The organism is Staphylococcus sp. AS1337, assembly GCF_051408735.1.
Lineage (GTDB): Bacteria > Bacillota > Bacilli > Staphylococcales > Staphylococcaceae > Staphylococcus > Staphylococcus xylosus_B.
Map to the genome: position 1 here is coordinate 21,454 of NZ_JBOIHZ010000011.1, position 15,308 is coordinate 36,761.

General features: G+C 33.4%; 31 protein-coding genes and 1 pseudogene. 2 read left to right on the forward strand and 30 right to left on the reverse strand.

Annotation, left to right across the window (positions count from 1 at the left end; genetic code table 11):
• Nucleotides 1–4: 4 nt before the first annotated feature.
• The 14 genes and pseudogenes from ACSUE0_RS13225 to ACSUE0_RS13290 all read right to left on the reverse strand — a co-directional run.
• The gene (locus ACSUE0_RS13225; protein WP_119613264.1) at nt 5–1,336 is read right to left on the reverse strand and encodes a phage major capsid protein; all 1,332 of its coding nucleotides are present in this window, start codon (nt 1,334–1,336) and stop codon (nt 5–7) included.
• Between the two features lie 40 nt (nt 1,337–1,376).
• The gene (locus ACSUE0_RS13230) at nt 1,377–1,940 is read right to left on the reverse strand and encodes an HK97 family phage prohead protease (RefSeq protein WP_119613263.1); all 564 of its coding nucleotides are present in this window, start codon (nt 1,938–1,940) and stop codon (nt 1,377–1,379) included.
• A complete protein-coding gene (locus ACSUE0_RS13235) occupies nt 1,933–3,162 on the reverse strand; it encodes a phage portal protein (RefSeq protein ID WP_119613262.1) in 1,230 nt (409 codons plus the stop codon). Before ACSUE0_RS13235 ends, ACSUE0_RS13230 begins: the two co-directional genes overlap by 8 nt.
• Complete coding sequence (locus ACSUE0_RS13240; protein WP_119603805.1) at nt 3,162–3,353, reverse strand: hypothetical protein; 192 nt, start codon at nt 3,351–3,353, stop codon at nt 3,162–3,164. Before ACSUE0_RS13240 ends, ACSUE0_RS13235 begins: the two co-directional genes overlap by 1 nt.
• A gap of 11 nt (nt 3,354–3,364) precedes the next feature.
• A complete protein-coding gene (locus ACSUE0_RS13245; protein WP_119613261.1) occupies nt 3,365–5,116 on the reverse strand; it encodes a terminase large subunit in 1,752 nt (583 codons plus the stop codon).
• Nucleotides 5,109–5,594 (reverse strand): phage terminase small subunit P27 family, encoded by a 486-nt coding sequence (locus tag ACSUE0_RS13250; protein ID WP_119613260.1) that lies wholly within the window; start codon nt 5,592–5,594, stop codon nt 5,109–5,111. Before ACSUE0_RS13250 ends, ACSUE0_RS13245 begins: the two co-directional genes overlap by 8 nt.
• Before the next feature lie 162 nt (nt 5,595–5,756).
• Nucleotides 5,757–6,107: an HNH endonuclease gene (locus ACSUE0_RS13255; RefSeq protein ID WP_119613259.1), complete on the reverse strand. Its 351-nt coding sequence runs from the start codon at nt 6,105–6,107 to the stop codon at nt 5,757–5,759.
• Between the two features lie 569 nt (nt 6,108–6,676).
• A complete protein-coding gene (locus tag ACSUE0_RS13260; RefSeq protein WP_119613258.1) occupies nt 6,677–7,123 on the reverse strand; it encodes a transcriptional regulator in 447 nt (148 codons plus the stop codon).
• Nucleotides 7,124–7,136: 13 nt separating this feature from the next.
• Entirely contained in the window at nt 7,137–7,364 is a 228-nt protein-coding gene (locus ACSUE0_RS13265; protein ID WP_119613257.1) for a DUF1514 family protein, read from the reverse strand.
• A gap of 15 nt (nt 7,365–7,379) precedes the next feature.
• Nucleotides 7,380–7,568, reverse strand: coding sequence for a hypothetical protein (locus tag ACSUE0_RS13270; RefSeq protein WP_119613256.1), 189 nt, complete (start codon nt 7,566–7,568; stop codon nt 7,380–7,382).
• On the reverse strand, nt 7,568–7,699 hold the full coding sequence (gene rinB, locus ACSUE0_RS13275) for a transcriptional activator RinB (protein ID WP_119613255.1): 132 nt from the start codon (nt 7,697–7,699) through the stop codon (nt 7,568–7,570). Before rinB ends, ACSUE0_RS13270 begins: the two co-directional genes overlap by 1 nt.
• Nucleotide 7,700: 1 nt before the next feature.
• Nucleotides 7,701–7,934, reverse strand: a complete 234-nt coding sequence (locus ACSUE0_RS13280) for a hypothetical protein (protein ID WP_119613254.1) — start codon at nt 7,932–7,934, stop codon at nt 7,701–7,703.
• Between the two features lie 13 nt (nt 7,935–7,947).
• On the reverse strand, nt 7,948–8,136 hold the full coding sequence (locus tag ACSUE0_RS13285; RefSeq protein WP_119613253.1) for a hypothetical protein: 189 nt from the start codon (nt 8,134–8,136) through the stop codon (nt 7,948–7,950).
• Nucleotides 8,137–8,270: 134 nt separating this feature from the next.
• Nucleotides 8,271–8,402, reverse strand: a pseudogene (locus ACSUE0_RS13290) (DUF1381 domain-containing protein); the annotation flags it as partial.
• A gap of 118 nt (nt 8,403–8,520) precedes the next feature.
• Here ACSUE0_RS13290 and ACSUE0_RS13295 point away from each other — a divergent pair.
• The gene (locus ACSUE0_RS13295) at nt 8,521–8,856 is read left to right on the forward strand and encodes a DUF4870 domain-containing protein (protein WP_107549518.1); all 336 of its coding nucleotides are present in this window, start codon (nt 8,521–8,523) and stop codon (nt 8,854–8,856) included.
• 65 nt (nt 8,857–8,921) lie between these two features.
• Here the strand turns inward: ACSUE0_RS13295 and ACSUE0_RS13300 are convergent, their stop codons facing one another.
• On the reverse strand, nt 8,922–9,221 hold the full coding sequence (locus ACSUE0_RS13300) for a MazG-like family protein (RefSeq protein ID WP_119613251.1): 300 nt from the start codon (nt 9,219–9,221) through the stop codon (nt 8,922–8,924).
• A 58-nt stretch (nt 9,222–9,279) separates the two neighbouring features.
• Here ACSUE0_RS13300 and ACSUE0_RS13305 point away from each other — a divergent pair, with 58 nt between their 5' ends.
• A complete protein-coding gene (locus ACSUE0_RS13305) occupies nt 9,280–9,639 on the forward strand; it encodes a hypothetical protein (RefSeq protein ID WP_119613250.1) in 360 nt (119 codons plus the stop codon).
• On the opposite strand, the gene ACSUE0_RS13310 is transcribed toward ACSUE0_RS13305, so the two are convergent.
• The 15 genes from ACSUE0_RS13310 to ACSUE0_RS13380 all read right to left on the reverse strand — a co-directional run bounded on the left by ACSUE0_RS13310 (nt 9,623) and on the right by ACSUE0_RS13380 (nt 15,306).
• On the reverse strand, nt 9,623–9,841 hold the full coding sequence (locus ACSUE0_RS13310; protein ID WP_119613249.1) for a Thoeris anti-defense Tad2 family protein: 219 nt from the start codon (nt 9,839–9,841) through the stop codon (nt 9,623–9,625). The two genes, ACSUE0_RS13305 and ACSUE0_RS13310, sit on opposite strands and share 17 nt — an antisense overlap.
• Nucleotides 9,842–10,057: 216 nt before the next feature.
• Complete coding sequence (locus ACSUE0_RS13315) at nt 10,058–10,189, reverse strand: hypothetical protein (protein ID WP_259338007.1); 132 nt, start codon at nt 10,187–10,189, stop codon at nt 10,058–10,060.
• Entirely contained in the window at nt 10,190–10,477 is a 288-nt protein-coding gene (locus ACSUE0_RS13320; RefSeq protein WP_119613248.1) for a hypothetical protein, read from the reverse strand.
• On the reverse strand, nt 10,449–10,631 hold the full coding sequence (locus ACSUE0_RS13325; protein ID WP_142920619.1) for a hypothetical protein: 183 nt from the start codon (nt 10,629–10,631) through the stop codon (nt 10,449–10,451). The genes ACSUE0_RS13320 and ACSUE0_RS13325 overlap by 29 nt, the downstream gene beginning before the upstream one ends.
• Nucleotides 10,632–10,678: 47 nt before the next feature.
• The gene (locus ACSUE0_RS13330; protein ID WP_182475124.1) at nt 10,679–11,272 is read right to left on the reverse strand and encodes an HNH endonuclease signature motif containing protein; all 594 of its coding nucleotides are present in this window, start codon (nt 11,270–11,272) and stop codon (nt 10,679–10,681) included.
• A gap of 1 nt (nt 11,273) precedes the next feature.
• A complete protein-coding gene (locus ACSUE0_RS13335) occupies nt 11,274–11,510 on the reverse strand; it encodes a hypothetical protein (protein WP_119613246.1) in 237 nt (78 codons plus the stop codon).
• Complete coding sequence (locus ACSUE0_RS13340; RefSeq protein ID WP_119609830.1) at nt 11,491–11,697, reverse strand: hypothetical protein; 207 nt, start codon at nt 11,695–11,697, stop codon at nt 11,491–11,493. Before ACSUE0_RS13340 ends, ACSUE0_RS13335 begins: the two co-directional genes overlap by 20 nt.
• Nucleotides 11,698–12,090, reverse strand: coding sequence for a hypothetical protein (locus tag ACSUE0_RS13345; protein ID WP_107549513.1), 393 nt, complete (start codon nt 12,088–12,090; stop codon nt 11,698–11,700).
• 12 nt (nt 12,091–12,102) lie between these two features.
• Nucleotides 12,103–12,312, reverse strand: coding sequence for a hypothetical protein (locus ACSUE0_RS13350; protein WP_119613245.1), 210 nt, complete (start codon nt 12,310–12,312; stop codon nt 12,103–12,105).
• Nucleotides 12,305–12,715, reverse strand: coding sequence for a RusA family crossover junction endodeoxyribonuclease (locus ACSUE0_RS13355; RefSeq protein WP_119613244.1), 411 nt, complete (start codon nt 12,713–12,715; stop codon nt 12,305–12,307). The genes ACSUE0_RS13350 and ACSUE0_RS13355 overlap by 8 nt, the downstream gene beginning before the upstream one ends.
• Nucleotides 12,716–12,725: 10 nt before the next feature.
• Nucleotides 12,726–12,938 (reverse strand): hypothetical protein, encoded by a 213-nt coding sequence (locus ACSUE0_RS13360; protein ID WP_119613243.1) that lies wholly within the window; start codon nt 12,936–12,938, stop codon nt 12,726–12,728.
• The gene (locus ACSUE0_RS13365) at nt 12,939–13,100 is read right to left on the reverse strand and encodes a hypothetical protein (protein WP_182475123.1); all 162 of its coding nucleotides are present in this window, start codon (nt 13,098–13,100) and stop codon (nt 12,939–12,941) included.
• A complete protein-coding gene (locus tag ACSUE0_RS13370) occupies nt 13,094–13,867 on the reverse strand; it encodes an ATP-binding protein (protein ID WP_119613242.1) in 774 nt (257 codons plus the stop codon). Before ACSUE0_RS13370 ends, ACSUE0_RS13365 begins: the two co-directional genes overlap by 7 nt.
• Nucleotides 13,868–13,877: 10 nt before the next feature.
• Complete coding sequence (locus ACSUE0_RS13375; RefSeq protein WP_119613241.1) at nt 13,878–14,642, reverse strand: conserved phage C-terminal domain-containing protein; 765 nt, start codon at nt 14,640–14,642, stop codon at nt 13,878–13,880.
• Nucleotides 14,629–15,306 carry a putative HNHc nuclease gene (locus ACSUE0_RS13380; protein WP_119613240.1) on the reverse strand — a complete coding sequence of 226 codons (678 nt, stop codon included), beginning with the start codon at nt 15,304–15,306 and terminating at the stop codon, nt 14,629–14,631. The genes ACSUE0_RS13375 and ACSUE0_RS13380 overlap by 14 nt, the downstream gene beginning before the upstream one ends.
• Between the last annotated feature and the right edge of the window lie 2 nt (nt 15,307–15,308).

Below are 15,308 nucleotides of genomic sequence, written 5' to 3' on the forward strand. Positions count from 1 at the left end.
TTTCTTATGCTCCTAGTTCGCCTTCTGGCTCTTGTGCAGCATCTTCAAATGTCACGAAGAAACCAGCATTTTCATCAGCTTGTTTAACATCGAAACGGAAAGCGCCCATCAAGTATTTACCGTAGATTTGGTTTTCAATCCATTGAACTGATACGTCAGTACGGTCTGCGAAGAATACGCCACGCTTGATATCTCCAATAAACGCTTTTGCATCACCATTGGCACCAAGTAAATCATCACGAACAACTGTCACATTCATACCTAACACAGTATTACCAGCTGTATTAATAATGCTATCTTGTAATAAATAACGACCGTTACCATCTTTCAAAGTGTCTAATTTTTGATAGAAACTTTGTGTACAGATGATTTGACGGTCGTATCCTGGGTCTAATTTGATGTTAATAATTGATTTTAAGTCATCAACATTTGAAACTGTTGTTGGATTAAAAGATTTTAATACAGTTCCAATTCTTTCATTTAAAGTATTTATTTTTTGCTCGTTGATATTTTCAGAGACAATAGCTGTTAAGTTAGCAACTGAATCGTCTAATGCTTCTTGTGAGATTGGAATAGACCCACGATAAGTTTGTACTTTCCATTCAATTGATTTGAATTCTGGTTTAGCTAACTCTGGGTTTGCTTCTAATTCTGCAACTGTACTGAATTTAGCATTAGCTCGTTTTAGAATAGGATACTCTCCACTAGGTCCAGAAACCTTTTCTTTTTGTACTAACTGCGATAAGTCTTGTACTGTGTTAACTTCTTTTTCTGGAATATATTTAATATCATGCGGAATTGTTACGCCTGCATCATCAGATTTAACATTGTCTCGTTTAGCCCCTTTAGATTTCATGTATTGTTCGAAACCTAATACTTCTTCATTTACTTCTTGATTTTGATTTAATTTCGCCATAGAACGTTTCGCTCCCTCTTTTTTCTTTTTGTCTTTTTCTTCTTCCAGTTCTTCTTCTGTAGGCTCAGTTACCTTCTCAACAACTGGAGTTTCTTCTTTCTCTTTAACGTCAGAAGATGGTTTGTCATCACCTGTTTCTGGCTTATCTTCTTTTTCTTCTGTCTTATCATCGGTTGGTTTATCCTCTGATTTGTTATCGACTACTTCCGCGCCTTCATCTTTTTGTGGTATTTCTTCTTGCTTGGGTGCTGATGATTCAATTTCTTGTGAAAGTTGTTCGAGTTCCTCGTACTCTTTTTTCTGCGCATCGATATCAGCTTTTAAATTACGAGCTGTTTCAAGGTCGCCCTTGTCAATCGCTTCTTGCGCTTTAGTAACCAAACTTGATAATTCTTTTTTACGGTCATCTAAATTAGCCATTTATAATCATCCTTCTTAAATTTGGGTATAAAAAATAGCCTTACGTTTTAAAACGAAGGCCTTCCAGTTCAATTGCTATTTTTAATTTTTCTAGTTCTCTAACTTCGGTGAGATCTTGCGAACGTTGAGCAACTAACACGCCAGTGTCTTTATATGCTGGTGTAGTAACCACACTTACATCTAGTAACTTATCGAATTGTTCTACGTTCCTAACATATTCTCCTTGTTCAACGGTCCAAAAATACCCTGTATCTTTACCGTTGCTATCTTTTGGAAACCATGCATGGAAACTACACTCGTTAACATTTCCAACGTCTATGTTTTCGTATATATCTTTAGCATACGAAGTATTAGGCAACTTACACTTGAACTTCAAACCTTTACTATCAAGTGTTAGTTCTAGCGTTTCTGCTTTTGTTCTACCTATAACGTATCTGTCTTCGTGGTTTATTAAGCATTTAACGTCGCTAATATCTACATCATCTAGTGCATTTGCTAACACCCTTTCTTTAAATCCACCTACATCGTTACTCAAAGAATTAAATATTAAAGCATACCCTTCAATAACCATGTCCTGTGTAGTGTCAACGTTACTGTTAGTCATAATCATCACCCCCTTTAAGGGTGTTCTTTTCAACTTCCTTATCTATTTTAGAAGCTTGATAGTTTTTCAACGTTGACAAAGGCGCCCTGTTAAGGTCAACAAGTGGTTCCTCTCCGTCACTAATTGGTTGATATCCAAATACACTTCGTGCTTCATCTGTAGATATAACCCCTTTACCGTGCAACTCTGTGATACGTTGCAATTGTAATTCTGGGTCAATATCAATTAATCGAGAAGAATCAAACTCTAACTCGTACCCAGAATCAACGAATTTAAATATTTTAGTTTCAAGTTCAGCAATCATCATTTTGAATATTGGATCTAATGTACTTTGTAAATACTCAAGATTGGCTTGTGTTATTGAAGTGTTAACAGTTTCAATCCCTAATTTAGATACTGGTAATCCAAACGCTTTAGCAACTTGTGAAGTACTGAATTTATAACTGTTTAAGAAGTTCAAAACTTCAACTGGAATTTGTAATCTGTTAAATTCCATCGTGTCATCGATAGCAACTAATCCACCGTTGTTCTTCAGCTGACTATTAGCAAAATCTTCTTTCATATCTCTTAATTGACCACCATTAATAGAACCTTTTTTATACTTCAATACTGATGTGGATGTTCCACCGTTATCAAAGAAGTTCCGTAAAAACCCTTTTGAACCTTGAGAAATCCCTATCTCATGAGCCAATGCATACAATGGACTGTAACCCACATAACCATCTAACGTGATATATCTAAAATGCAATATATCTTCACTGGTTATCTTAACTGCATTTCCTTCATAATCTTCACTAACGTTGTAAATAATTTCTCCGTCTTTTTCTTCAATTCCTACTAAGTCGTTATGTAAGAAATTAAAGCCTGTAGGAAAATCGTTTTTATCTCTTATGATTTCAACAAACGATTGACCATTAAGTAACATGTTTGCGATGATTATGAATTTAAAGTGCCAACCTGGTAAATCTGAATGTGGATTATTATTAAATAGATTTAATATTTGATTCATCACTGTGTTAGTTTCGTGACCTTTAACTTTCAACTTAGTACTTGCAATGTCTGCAGATATAATTCGCGTAGCAGTGAATACATCACTATTTTTCAAAGCATTTATCCCCGTGTAACTTGCATGTGTACCATGTTCTTGAAAGTACAATAAACGTTCTAGATCCTTACTCATTCTTTCTTCTTTATTGCTAAACCCTAAATCTAGTAATGGCATTAATTTTCACCTCCTTTACCATTCGAGGTATTATCATATGCTTGGTTAAGTATTCCTGACATACCAATAAAAATAAAACCACCAACGATATACGCTAACGGTTTCCAAAAAATATATAATCCATAAAATATGCCTGCTATACCTACGACAAATAATAAAAGTATTAATAACGCATAAAGAATTTTGTTCATAGCCACACCTCCTATAAGAACAATGGCATAAATGTTTCTGTGTCCCATTCATGTTCGCTTGCAATTACATAAGCGAATATTGTAGCCATGAGTGGGTCAATCTTATGTCTGTTCATTTTCTTTTCAATCATTATTGAATCATTAACATTTTTAGCAATTGCGTTTTTAACTGCTGTATCAAGTAAAGGGTTTTTATGATGCTTAACATCACCATTTATCACATTTAATCTGAAATCTAAGTTGGGATTCGAAAGTGTTTGTGGGCCTTGTCTAATTTCATATAAGTCATAGAACCATTCCCTGCGTTCTATCTCTGCTAATACACCGTGTATTGAATACGGGTCATAACAAATGGCTTGTACATCTAGGTTGTACCTATTTACATACGTTTCAATGTAATCTAATACTTGGTTAGTATTTATAATGCCACTAGATAGATTTGTAACAGTGCAATAGCCTTCTTCTGATAATTGCCTGTAGTCTATAAGGTCACGTTCTATCTTGCCTTGTAACCCACCCTTTGTGCCTACAAACGAATGTGAAGTAATATAATATTGTTTGTTTTCTTCATCCAAATGTATAAAGGAAACTGCTGTTAAATCATCTGCACGTGATAAATCAAGCCCAATGTATACTTTTGAATTATTTATATCGTATTCAGATTCATTCTTTTTCCAATCATTAAAATCTAAGTAAGACTCTGCACTTGCTTGCATCCAATAGTTAAAGTTTTTCACTAAAACTCTAAACATAGAGCCTTTCTTAGTAGCTTCTGCAACACGCTTTTCAAGGAAATCATCAATTTGTTCTTTTAGTTCATCTGTTTCGTTTATAAGTGGATTAGATTTTGCCCACATTGTACTGTCTTGCCATTCATCTTCTGTATCTTGCTCGAATATGACTGCAAAGTATTCATCATCTGTATATACTTCTGACAATATGTCTTTAGCATACGGCCATTCATCTGTATACATTGGTGCGTTTAGATCAAAACCAGCTGTAGAAATGATGAATATTAATGATTGCAGTAAGTTACCTTGTCCTGATTGAATAAGCTCCAACATTTCATTAGTCTTCGCTGCATGATACTCATCTATTACTGCTAAGAATGGCTCGAAACCATCAACTGCTCCAGTATCACGTGACAAAGGTCTAATGTACGAACCGTCTTTTGTATGTGTAAGTAATTCTCTTACTTTCTTAACGTCTTTTTTTAATTCTGGTACTTTAGAAATAAAATACATAAGTTGTTTAGATACCATGTTAAAGACAATACTTGCTTGCGACTTATCGTTTGCAGCAGTAAACATCTGTCTACCTTCTTTTGGCTCTCTATCAAAAAGAAAAGCGTATAACACCAAACCGGAAACTAATATTGACTTACCTTGCTTCCTAGCCATTGATATAAACGCTTTTTTAAATCTCAACATATCTGTATCTTTAGTAAACCAACCACGAACACTTGCAATTATGAATTTTTGGAACAATCCAAGTTTGTTGATATTGCCTTTAGTATCGGGTAGTGCTTCAACGAATTTAATAACCTTTTTAGCACGCTTAGGCTTGTAGGTATAATTCCAACTATCATCATTGATTGACCGTTGTATGTCCTTTAAATGGCGAATACAAGCTAATCTAGTATCTTTACATGTAATGTAAGCACCAGACAATACCATAACGCAGTATTTATAAGCATCGTCACGGAATTCATTCGGTATATCTAGTAGTTTTTCATATGCTTTTGGTATCGTAACGTTAGTCATCGTCATCAACACCAAACTCATCATACACAGATTGTTTAACTTCACTCTCTGTTGGTACAACCAATCGCATACGTGAATCAATAGTCATTCCTAATTGTCCACAGATAGAACGCAACTCTTTCAATGACTCCATATACGCCATGAAAGCGCCAGTTTTACGATTAGTTTCTGGGTCAACCATACCTTCAATACCATGTTTCTGACTTATTGCACGATATAGCGTGTCGTTTCGATCTAACACTTCGCAATATTTCTTGATAAGTGAGTAATCTAAATCAGCTATCGGTAATTGTTCAAGTAATGGTACAACTCTCAACCACTCTTTCGCTGCATTTTCGGTTAATCCTTCTGGTACAGAATCAACATTTATTTTCTTGAATTCTTTAAGACCATTTTCCCTCAACTCTGATTGTTCTAATACGTCTTTATTATGATTTCCTGTCTTTGTAGCGTTTAATTTAGGCTTTCTTCCTGCCATTCCAGCACCTCCTAACGATATATGGCTTGTGAAAAAGTTTTCATTTCTAGAATTTGGTCGCAAAAAAGGTCGGCTCGTTGTTCACTCGTCTCAGAAGTGACGGGGGTTTTACTTCGCCCCAAAAATATTTTTAAATTTATTTTTTCAAAAATTATCCCGAAATTATTTCTCATGAATTTTGTTATGGCATGAAATACATACCGCCTCTAAATTTTCCATATCCAGTCTTTTCGACCAATCCTGTTTTAATTCAATCTTGTGATGGACAATTAAATCTTTGTCATTCACTACACCTTGAGCTAAACAATGTTGACATAAGTAATTATCTCTATTTAGTACCTGTAAACGTAATTTACGCCACTGTGTACTATTGTAGAACGTTGTATACTCCTTGTTACGTGAGTCATGTCTAACCTGTTGGTTATACCTTTGTGTATTGGCTTTCCTATAGTCTTGCAACTCGGTTTGAGTATATGACTTATTACCAAGTCGAACCTTTGGTTGAACAAACAAATGAATCAACTTCTTTCATTTGAATTTTATATTTATAATTAATATTTAATTTTGTTTTGTTAATAAGAAAAGATAAAACGAAATCAATTTGAAATCATTTTATCTTTGAGTTTAGAAATTGTTTCATTTATCAAATGCAAATTAATCTAATAAAGTTTATGATCAACAAAACATTTCTTTTGATATTCAATTGTTAAACAACAATCATCAATTAGTTTTTATTATTCAATGTTTCAATCAATCTCTTAAACTGATTAAACCTTTTAATATAATCAAATGAATATTGTCTATAAAACTACACACAATGACTTTACTGTGCATATCATTATTAAAGGGTATTCAAAGTGTATGACACCTTAACTCCCTCACCTTAATAAATAGTGTCCTTTAATATATGTGTCCTTATTAGGTGGGTCGATTAAATAGCTGCATACAAAAAGACACACCTGCGGAATAGGTGTGCCTAAATATAATATAGTATCTTTATTTATAACGCCTTAACTGAAATACCCTATGTTATCATAATAGGCTGTTGACACTGCGCACTTCCACACTATTAGAAGTGCGGTTTATTCAAAGTTAATCCAACCAATACGTTCAGCTGTATCTCGCATAATCTTATTACGCATTCTTAATACTGCATCCCTACTTATAATCTTGTCATCGGCTCTACGCTTTGTTAACTCATGTGCTATATCTGGCCATTCATATATAGCTAAGTCCTTCTCCCAGTATCTGTATTCAATAACAGCCTTCTGTTCATCAGTCGCTCTATTATATACATCTTTTACTGCTTGTAATGTTGCTTGTAAATTACGATACTTGTTATCTTTATGTAGCTTGATAACTTCATTCTCAACTGGACTATTAACAATGTTTGATTTGCCACCACCTATGTTAGTATCTCTAGGTTGATATAACAGTTCATATCTTCTATATGCTAACTGCCCTTTTAAATCTTCGTAGTTAATCCAATATTCTTCTAACTTAGGTAAATCAGCTCTGCCAAGTTTCATCTAATACCTCCAGTTATTTAATACGTTTATCCCACGCATCTTTTATCTCTCTAATATCATCATCCGTTAATTCGTTTTCTTTCAACCTCAATACAACATCTCCATGATCATTGAATATAATATCTAATAAGTATGCTACCTCATATTCTAGTGCATCTATCTTAGTATCCTTAACTGCGTTGTATATAAGTGAAATGATTGCGATTGCGCCTAGAAGAATAGTTGCTATAATCCAAAACATATTACTTATCCTCCTTTATATACCTAAATTTATTAAAGTTAGACCTGCTCCAAATCCAGTAATCGCTATTAACATTAATATAAAAAAACTCATATTGAGGTAATCCTTTTCTCTAAAGCATTCAAGTACCATATATATCAATACACATAAAATAAATGATATAACTACCAAGAAAGTGGTTGCTATGATAATTCCTCCTACCATTACTGCTGCTCCTCATAATCTTTCGGCTGATCTATATCATCATTCGCCTGTTTTCTAATTAGTATTTGATTTGTAACGTATTTACTTAATTCATATAGTGCTATGATCATCAGTGTTTTAAGTATTTCCATATCAATTCACCCTTATCTTATTGTTAATATCTATAGGTATGACCATGCCACCGTATTTCTTAACAAATTCTTTTACGACTTTAACATCATCAAAAAGTGTGGCTCTTCTTGGATTGGTAGTAATATTTACGTCCATAAATACTACACCCGACCATTTACTCCCCCAGACTCCAAATGTTTTCCTTAGTTCGCATCTAAAATATGTTGTATCTGTTGCGGCTATCATGTATAACATCTATTCACCCTCCTTAATAAATTCTGTTACTAACTCCACTACCTTCTGCAAAGTCTGCTAATATATTTATAGTTTCTTTATGACTATAGTTTTCTCTTAGCTTTTTATAAGGTCCTTTTAAATCTTCTGTTTTAACAGCCTTTTCCATTTGCAATACTAAGACTTCACGTTCTGCTTGTTTTAACGCTTTATTGATATCCATATTCACTCACTGTCCTTTTCCATATATTCTGCATAAGTAGCATCACAGTTATAACAAATAAAATAAGTAAAAATAGGTTTGTTATTGTCATACACAAACTGATTATCCGTATTCAAACTTTCACATCTTGGGCATTGTATTTTATCATCCACTATCTCCTCTGCCTCTTCCTTGCTCTCTGCCTCAACCACAGTAAAATTTTCGTTCTCTCTAGTTTTGGTAACGTGAGTGAAAGGTGTGCCGGTTGAATCGGTTAGAGTACGTATTAAGTATTAAATGGTATCACCGTCTTTATAACAAAATTGTTATATTATTTAATTAATATTTACGAAAATACATTTATTTGATATTGTTCTTATTAATAACTAACAAGGAGACATTTATATGAGCAATCAATCAACACAATCAGAAAAAATACTAGCTGCATTATCATATTTTAGTGTGTTTTTTGCGCCAATCCTATTCCCTATTATTGTATGGATATTAGCCAACAAACCTGTTTCTACTCACGCTAAAAAGTCTTTAGCTTATCACATCTTGCCTTATATCCTAATTTTTGTAGGTGTAGGTTTAATTGGTTTAAGTGAATCTAATTCTAACAACGCATTAGGAATAACTTTAATTGTTATTGCTGTAATTGCCTTTATAGGCGCAATTTATTACGTAATATATAATTTATACTGTGGTATCAAAGTTTTATTGAAAGATAATTTATATTAACAGTCCCTTTTCAGGGGCTTTTTTATTTCCTCAACACTTCCTTAACCCTCTGTACTATGTCTTTCTTACAAGTCTGATTCTTTGATGAATGTTCCATTGATTGTCTTTCCTTTTCTTCCTTTGATTTCGTCATATGCGTACTGTAAACACTCCTCTAATGTCATTCCATGTTGTTGTGCCAATATAATTAATGTAACGACTGTATCGCCTATACCGTCTTTTAAATCGTCTAATTTGTTACGTGATAAGGCTGCACCAATTTCGCCAGCTTCTTCATAAAATTTCAATGCCTGTCTATCTGGATTACCATTGTGTAAGTTTTTATCTATTGACCACTGTTCTACTTGTTTTACTAATTCGTTCATATTAATTAGCTCCTATTCTGGTATAATTTATTTATCTATGTGTAAAGGGGTGGAAATTATGGAAAATATCGAATTTGAAGAACTTACAAAAGATCAACAGTATATTTTGTCAGTGATGTATAAAAAATATCTTGAATGCGTTAAATCTGGTTCAGTTAAGTTAAAATGTAATGATTTTAATGATGCCAAATCACTACATAAAAATTATTTTTCTGAGCTTCATTTTGAAGATGTAGAATATGATTTAAAAAAACTTAAAAAACAAAATTTTTTACATGGTGTATATGCAGACAACACTATTTTTAATATAACGATGGAAGACAAAACTATTGTTTATTTCGAAAATAAGTTCAAAAATGATATGAAAAATTTAATAGATAGCATTTCTAAAATAGCAAGTATCATTCCTGGTTTATAACTTTCCAATCGTCAGCCATTAAGTCATCAGCAGAAGGTTCCCAATACCTCTTGATATTTTTTCCGTTACTTCCGGTAACGATACATTGTAAAAAGCTATCATTTGTAGGCAAAATTTCTGCTCGATGACTTGTTTCCCATTCACTTCTTGTCATAGTAACTAAATGTTTGGTCGCTAACTTAGTTGCATCTTGTATATTCATTTTGTATCCTCCAGTTTTGTTATTTTGATTTCTCATTTACTATTTGTTAAAGTATTCTCATTGATTTTTTATAGGTAAGAGGTGATTCATCATGAATAAAGAACCTAGTAATTTTCTTATAGCAATTCTCGTAATTTTAATGTTCCTAATGTATTTAGGCCCATTCTTGTCAATGGCGTTTGACAAATTGAACTCACTGTAACCTAGTTCCATCATCTAATCACGCTCTCCCTTCAATGCTTTCTCATAAGCATCATTGCTAAGTGGTATTGGTTGTATACTGCTATCTTTTGTTAGCTGTAATTCAGTCAGTGGTTTGGTTACTGTTAGTTCAATATCACCTGCCATCTACTTAACCCCCAACTTATCTAACTCACGTCTAAAATGTTTATAGATATCGTTAGCAGGACTAACATACAACTTATAATTAATGAATTTGCTAAAGTCTTTGAGTAACTTCAGTTGTTTCACATTCTCCAGTTCCAACCTACTAATATTAGCTTTCAACACTGCTATATCATCGATTAGTGTGTCGCGTTCTGCTTTGTATTGGTCGCGTTGTTTTAGCGCTTTATATAAATGTTCTTGCAGCTTCATAATATTTCTATTAATTACCGTTTCTTCTTCTGGACTCACTTGCCATCACTCCTTTTAGTTTATTTAAAACTTTCCTATTATGTGCTTTATCCTCAGGCAACACTGCTACGATAAAGCTACGTTTATTAATCGCCTTTAAGAATCCACGAAATCCGTAATACTTTAGCAACTGTGCCATTTCCACTGTGTTCATCCCACCAGTGTTATATTTGTATCGTATATTTATAGTGTTGGATAGGATCATTTGTTACGCTCAGCAATCTTATTTTGTATCTTAACTATATTAATACTTGTACGAGTTAGTTCTGCGTCACTGTATATCAAGTTCTGATGGTTCAATCTTGCTAACTCACTTCTTTTTATTAGTGCTATGTTAGACAAGTCGTTATTAGTTTTATCTCCGTCTAAGAATATTAAATTATGTTTAGGTGGCACTTTACCGTACTTCTCTTCCCAAATTACTTTGTGTTTCAGTTTCCATCTATGGTTATATCCACCTTCATTAGATACTTTCACTACTACATATCCATAACTATTGATACGTTCAGCACCTATAGGTAAAGTAGTTTTAGGTTTATTACCTTTTTTGAATTGTGTCTTTTCACATTTCTTGTTATATATTGGTATGCCTTTGTTCCATGTAACATGACCTTTAGTGAACTGTGCTGAAACACCACATTTTAATTTCAAGCGTTTCACTGTAGCTCTTACCTGCGTGTATGTCATATTGCAATCAAAATATTCATTGAACATCTTAGTTAAATCGTGAATTGGAGTCCCTTGCACATTATCTCTAAGAAACTTTTTTTCATCTTCTGTCCAAATATGAGGCATATTAAGCACCACCATATAATAGTTTAGGCATTTCACCATTTGCATCTAATTGATCATCAGCGAACTTCTGTGCTTGTAGTACAAGGTTACCGTTATCTATAATCCCTTTAGCAATATTTGATACTGCTTTTGAACGTTCTATTTCTTCTTTTAAGTCATCGCCTTTAATCTCTTCATCATTTAATCTTTCTAGTTGTGCGAATAAATGATTGTTTAAATCACCTAATGTATTTTGCATTACCTATCTCTCCAATCGCTATATCGTAAGTATCGTCAATTTCTTTTGTGTATTCTCCCATTTCAATAACTGCTATTGGTTGGCCGTCATTGAAAATTAGTTCTTTTACTATTCCATATTCCGAAAGTTGCCCACCAGGTTTAATAAACCAAACTGTGTAACCAATATCTAATTGATCTATTCGCATCTATTCAGCCACCTTTGCAACGTCTGATAAGTCTTTACCATTACTCAACAAGTCCATCACTTGTTTTAATTGATATTTACCTAACATTTCTGATTTGTTATCTTCTTCAAAGTCACCTGTATTAATATTGATATTGAAGTTTGCTTTAACTAATAAGTCCATCACTGTAGTATTAGGTCGTCTGAACTTCTCTTTTCTCTTTTTAATTTCATCGCTTGTATACAAATTAAATCTCTTTTTAAAATTGTTTAGTTCTTCAACAGATACACGTTTGTAAACATTAGCAAATTCTGTATTCGGATAGCCTTTGATATTATATGAATGAATGTTGATGCGTTTCACTTTCACAGACATTACTTGCTTTGCATTATATAAATCATATTCTTTAACCATTTTCTTGTCCTCCTAATAATCTTTAACTTGTACGTCTGATACGTCCTTGAATTTAATATCTTCAAACCCTAGTCGTTCTGGGTTATTTACATACTTGTCATATGCTTTATCTGCTTCACGTTCCTTAATACTTTCTAAATCATAATTAGCTGTAACAGGTACAGTTACCTCTTGTTCGACTTCCACTTTGATTTTTAGCGTGATTGTTGCTTCATCATTCACTTAAATCACTCCAGTACTCTAATTCCATAATCACTTTCGGAGTTTCTGCATACTTCTTAAAACTTCTAATCTCCACTATTTGGTTATCATCTTGCCATACACGACCATTTGCAGCGTCTAATACAGTTTTAATTAGATTATCTATATCTGGTTTGGTTCTCTTGTATTGACCTACCATCGCTACATGTTTCTTCTTACTCCATGACTTAAGCAATGGAAAATGAAACTCAATTGTTAATCGGATTGGTTTATCTATCATCATGTAAGGCATCTGTTGTCTTAACATTCTCTTATGGTTTGTATACTTAGCAGGCATATAAGTTTGAACGTATTTGCCTACATTTCTAAACCTTGGCCTAGGTGATGCCATAGGTGCATCTACTATTAGCTCTATACGTTTCATTTATTCACTCCTATAGATAATCAAATATGCTCGTTTGCTCTTTGTCATTTAGGTTATATATGCGTTTGATTTCGTCTAACCTTTCATCAGTAACAATGTTTTCATCAAGTCCTAACGACTTATTCAATCCAGCGATACTATTTCTGTTTCTATCTAGTGGAATCACTGTCGCTACAACTTTTGAATTTTTATCTTTTAACGTGTATCTCTGACTTAATCCCATCTATCCCACCTCGCAAATAGCTTGACGTGTACCTCTTTCGTTTAATTTTTGGATAAATAGTTCATACAATACTTTCTCGTCTCCGTGAGCGTAGTTAATTAATTTCTGTACGTATATATCTGAGCACTTAAGATTTTGTTTGATAAATTGTTTAGTTACCATGCGTCTCTCTCCCTATAGTCATCACCAAGCACTCTCACTTGGCGTGAATTATGTTTCATACGTGAATTGATTCGTTGCCAATTCATATTTTGATTTAGTTCTTTATCACTAAAGTTGGTAGTGAAAATGTTATTTTTACCTACTCTGTTATCGACTATGCTAAATAGTTTATTTAATGTATGTTCTGTGTTTTCTACACCTATATCGTCTAGTACAAGCAAGTCGATACTGCTAAGTAATTTGACTAACTCGTCTGTAGTTTCAACTGCATTTTTATTGTAAGTAGCTTTGATACGATCCATTAACATTGGTATGTGCATAAATGCTACGGAATATCCTTGTGTTTTAACTGCTTTAGCAATTGCATACGCTAGGTGTGATTTGCCTGTTCCATATGACCCTTGCATGATTAATGACTTAGGCTTATCTATAGAAAATGTTTTAACGTACTCTATAGCAGTTTGTTTAGCATCTGTTTGTGATTGGTTTTGCGGTTGATAATTGTTCACTGTAACTTCTTGTAATGAGTAGTTAACATTAGATTGATTAAATATATTATTGATTGCTTTCTGCTTACGTTTTTTCTCTGCTTCTTTGCCTGCTGCAATCATGTTACACTCACAACCATCACGATATTCATAGCCACTACTAAATGTGTGCAAATCATACTTGTTACCACACTTCTCACAATACAGCCCTTTTTCTACATTGTTAGCTTCATATTGTTTAAGTGTTGCCGTTATTCTAGGGCTTAACATACGTTTCATTTAATCACTCCTAATCCCAATAACTAGGGTCATACTTCATACGTTCTAGTTGGTCTTGTCCTGTAGTTTTTATTTCTTGATTAAGATAGCCTTCAAATTTAGTACCGAATAATGTTTCTGGTCGTAAAAACTTTTCCATCTCAGTACCTTTCCATTCACTAACTTTATTGTTAATTACAGTTTGGAATGCCTGTTCGTCAAAACCATCTTTAAATCTAGCTTTGATTAAGTCTTTAGTCTTCCTAGTTGTAGCTTTATAATGCTTGCCTGTTAATTGATTAAGGTATACTATAATCGATTCATATGGATACACAGTCGAGGAACTCGACATAGTATTACTATCATTATTAGTATTGTTATTATTAGTTAAATCATTATTAGTTCTATTATTATTAGTAGTATGCCCTTGACGGTTTTCCGTTTGCCCGTTTTCCGCCAAACCGTTTTCCGTTTGTCCGTTTTCCGCGAAAGGCATTTCGGTTGGAGTTTCATAAACTAGATATTCATAACCTTTAAATGTACCTTTGTCACTTCTCTTTAAAGTACGTTTTATATATCCTACATTTATTAATTCGTTTACAGCTGAATTAACAGATTTAACGCCATCTTTCATGTGTTTTTGAACTTCACTTGTATATATTTGCCAATCATTAGGACGACTTAATAAGTAAAGTAAAACTCCTTTAGCTCTAGCAGATAATTTATCATCGTATATAAAGCCTTTGTGGACTAGTACGAAATCACCATCTTGTTTAATTGTTCTAAATGTTGCCAACTTTCTCACCTCTTAACATGCTGTTTAACTTTTCATCCACATCCACCCAAGCGTTTTCTAAATGATGTAGTTTATTAAAACTACTCATACCCATGTCATGCTGTTGGTTGTGATGTTTTCTACATAGTGCTAATACTTTGTTTCCGTAATGATTAATCTTGTTTCTGTTTCGTCCTCTACCTACTGCTTGATAATGCGCTAAATCGCTATTTGGAACGCCACATATAACACAAGTTTTGCTAATGGTAGATTTATATAGGAAATACTTATCGTTGCTCATAAGGTCGCTAGTAGTCTTATTCATAGGTACGTTGTGAGTGAATATAAAATCAAGTATTAACTCGATTAATTCACTTGCTTGTCTCCTGCTACAGTCACTTAACGAAATAGGCTGATAGCCTTTGAGAAACTCTAATTGTTTTTGAAACATATACCTTAAGTAATCCATTGGCTGTCCGTAGTGATTGAATATATCTCGTACCATTGCGAAAACCTTTTTCCGTTGTTTATCTGTTATCTTGTATGGATCACTCACAATTACATCGCACTCTACTTCTAGTCCGTTATCTAAAAGTAAGAAGTCTTTATTTTCTAAAGTTACACCCTCGATGACAGCAGTTATTGTGCCATCATCTTGCTGGATGTAGTTTTTAATAATTGGCATTA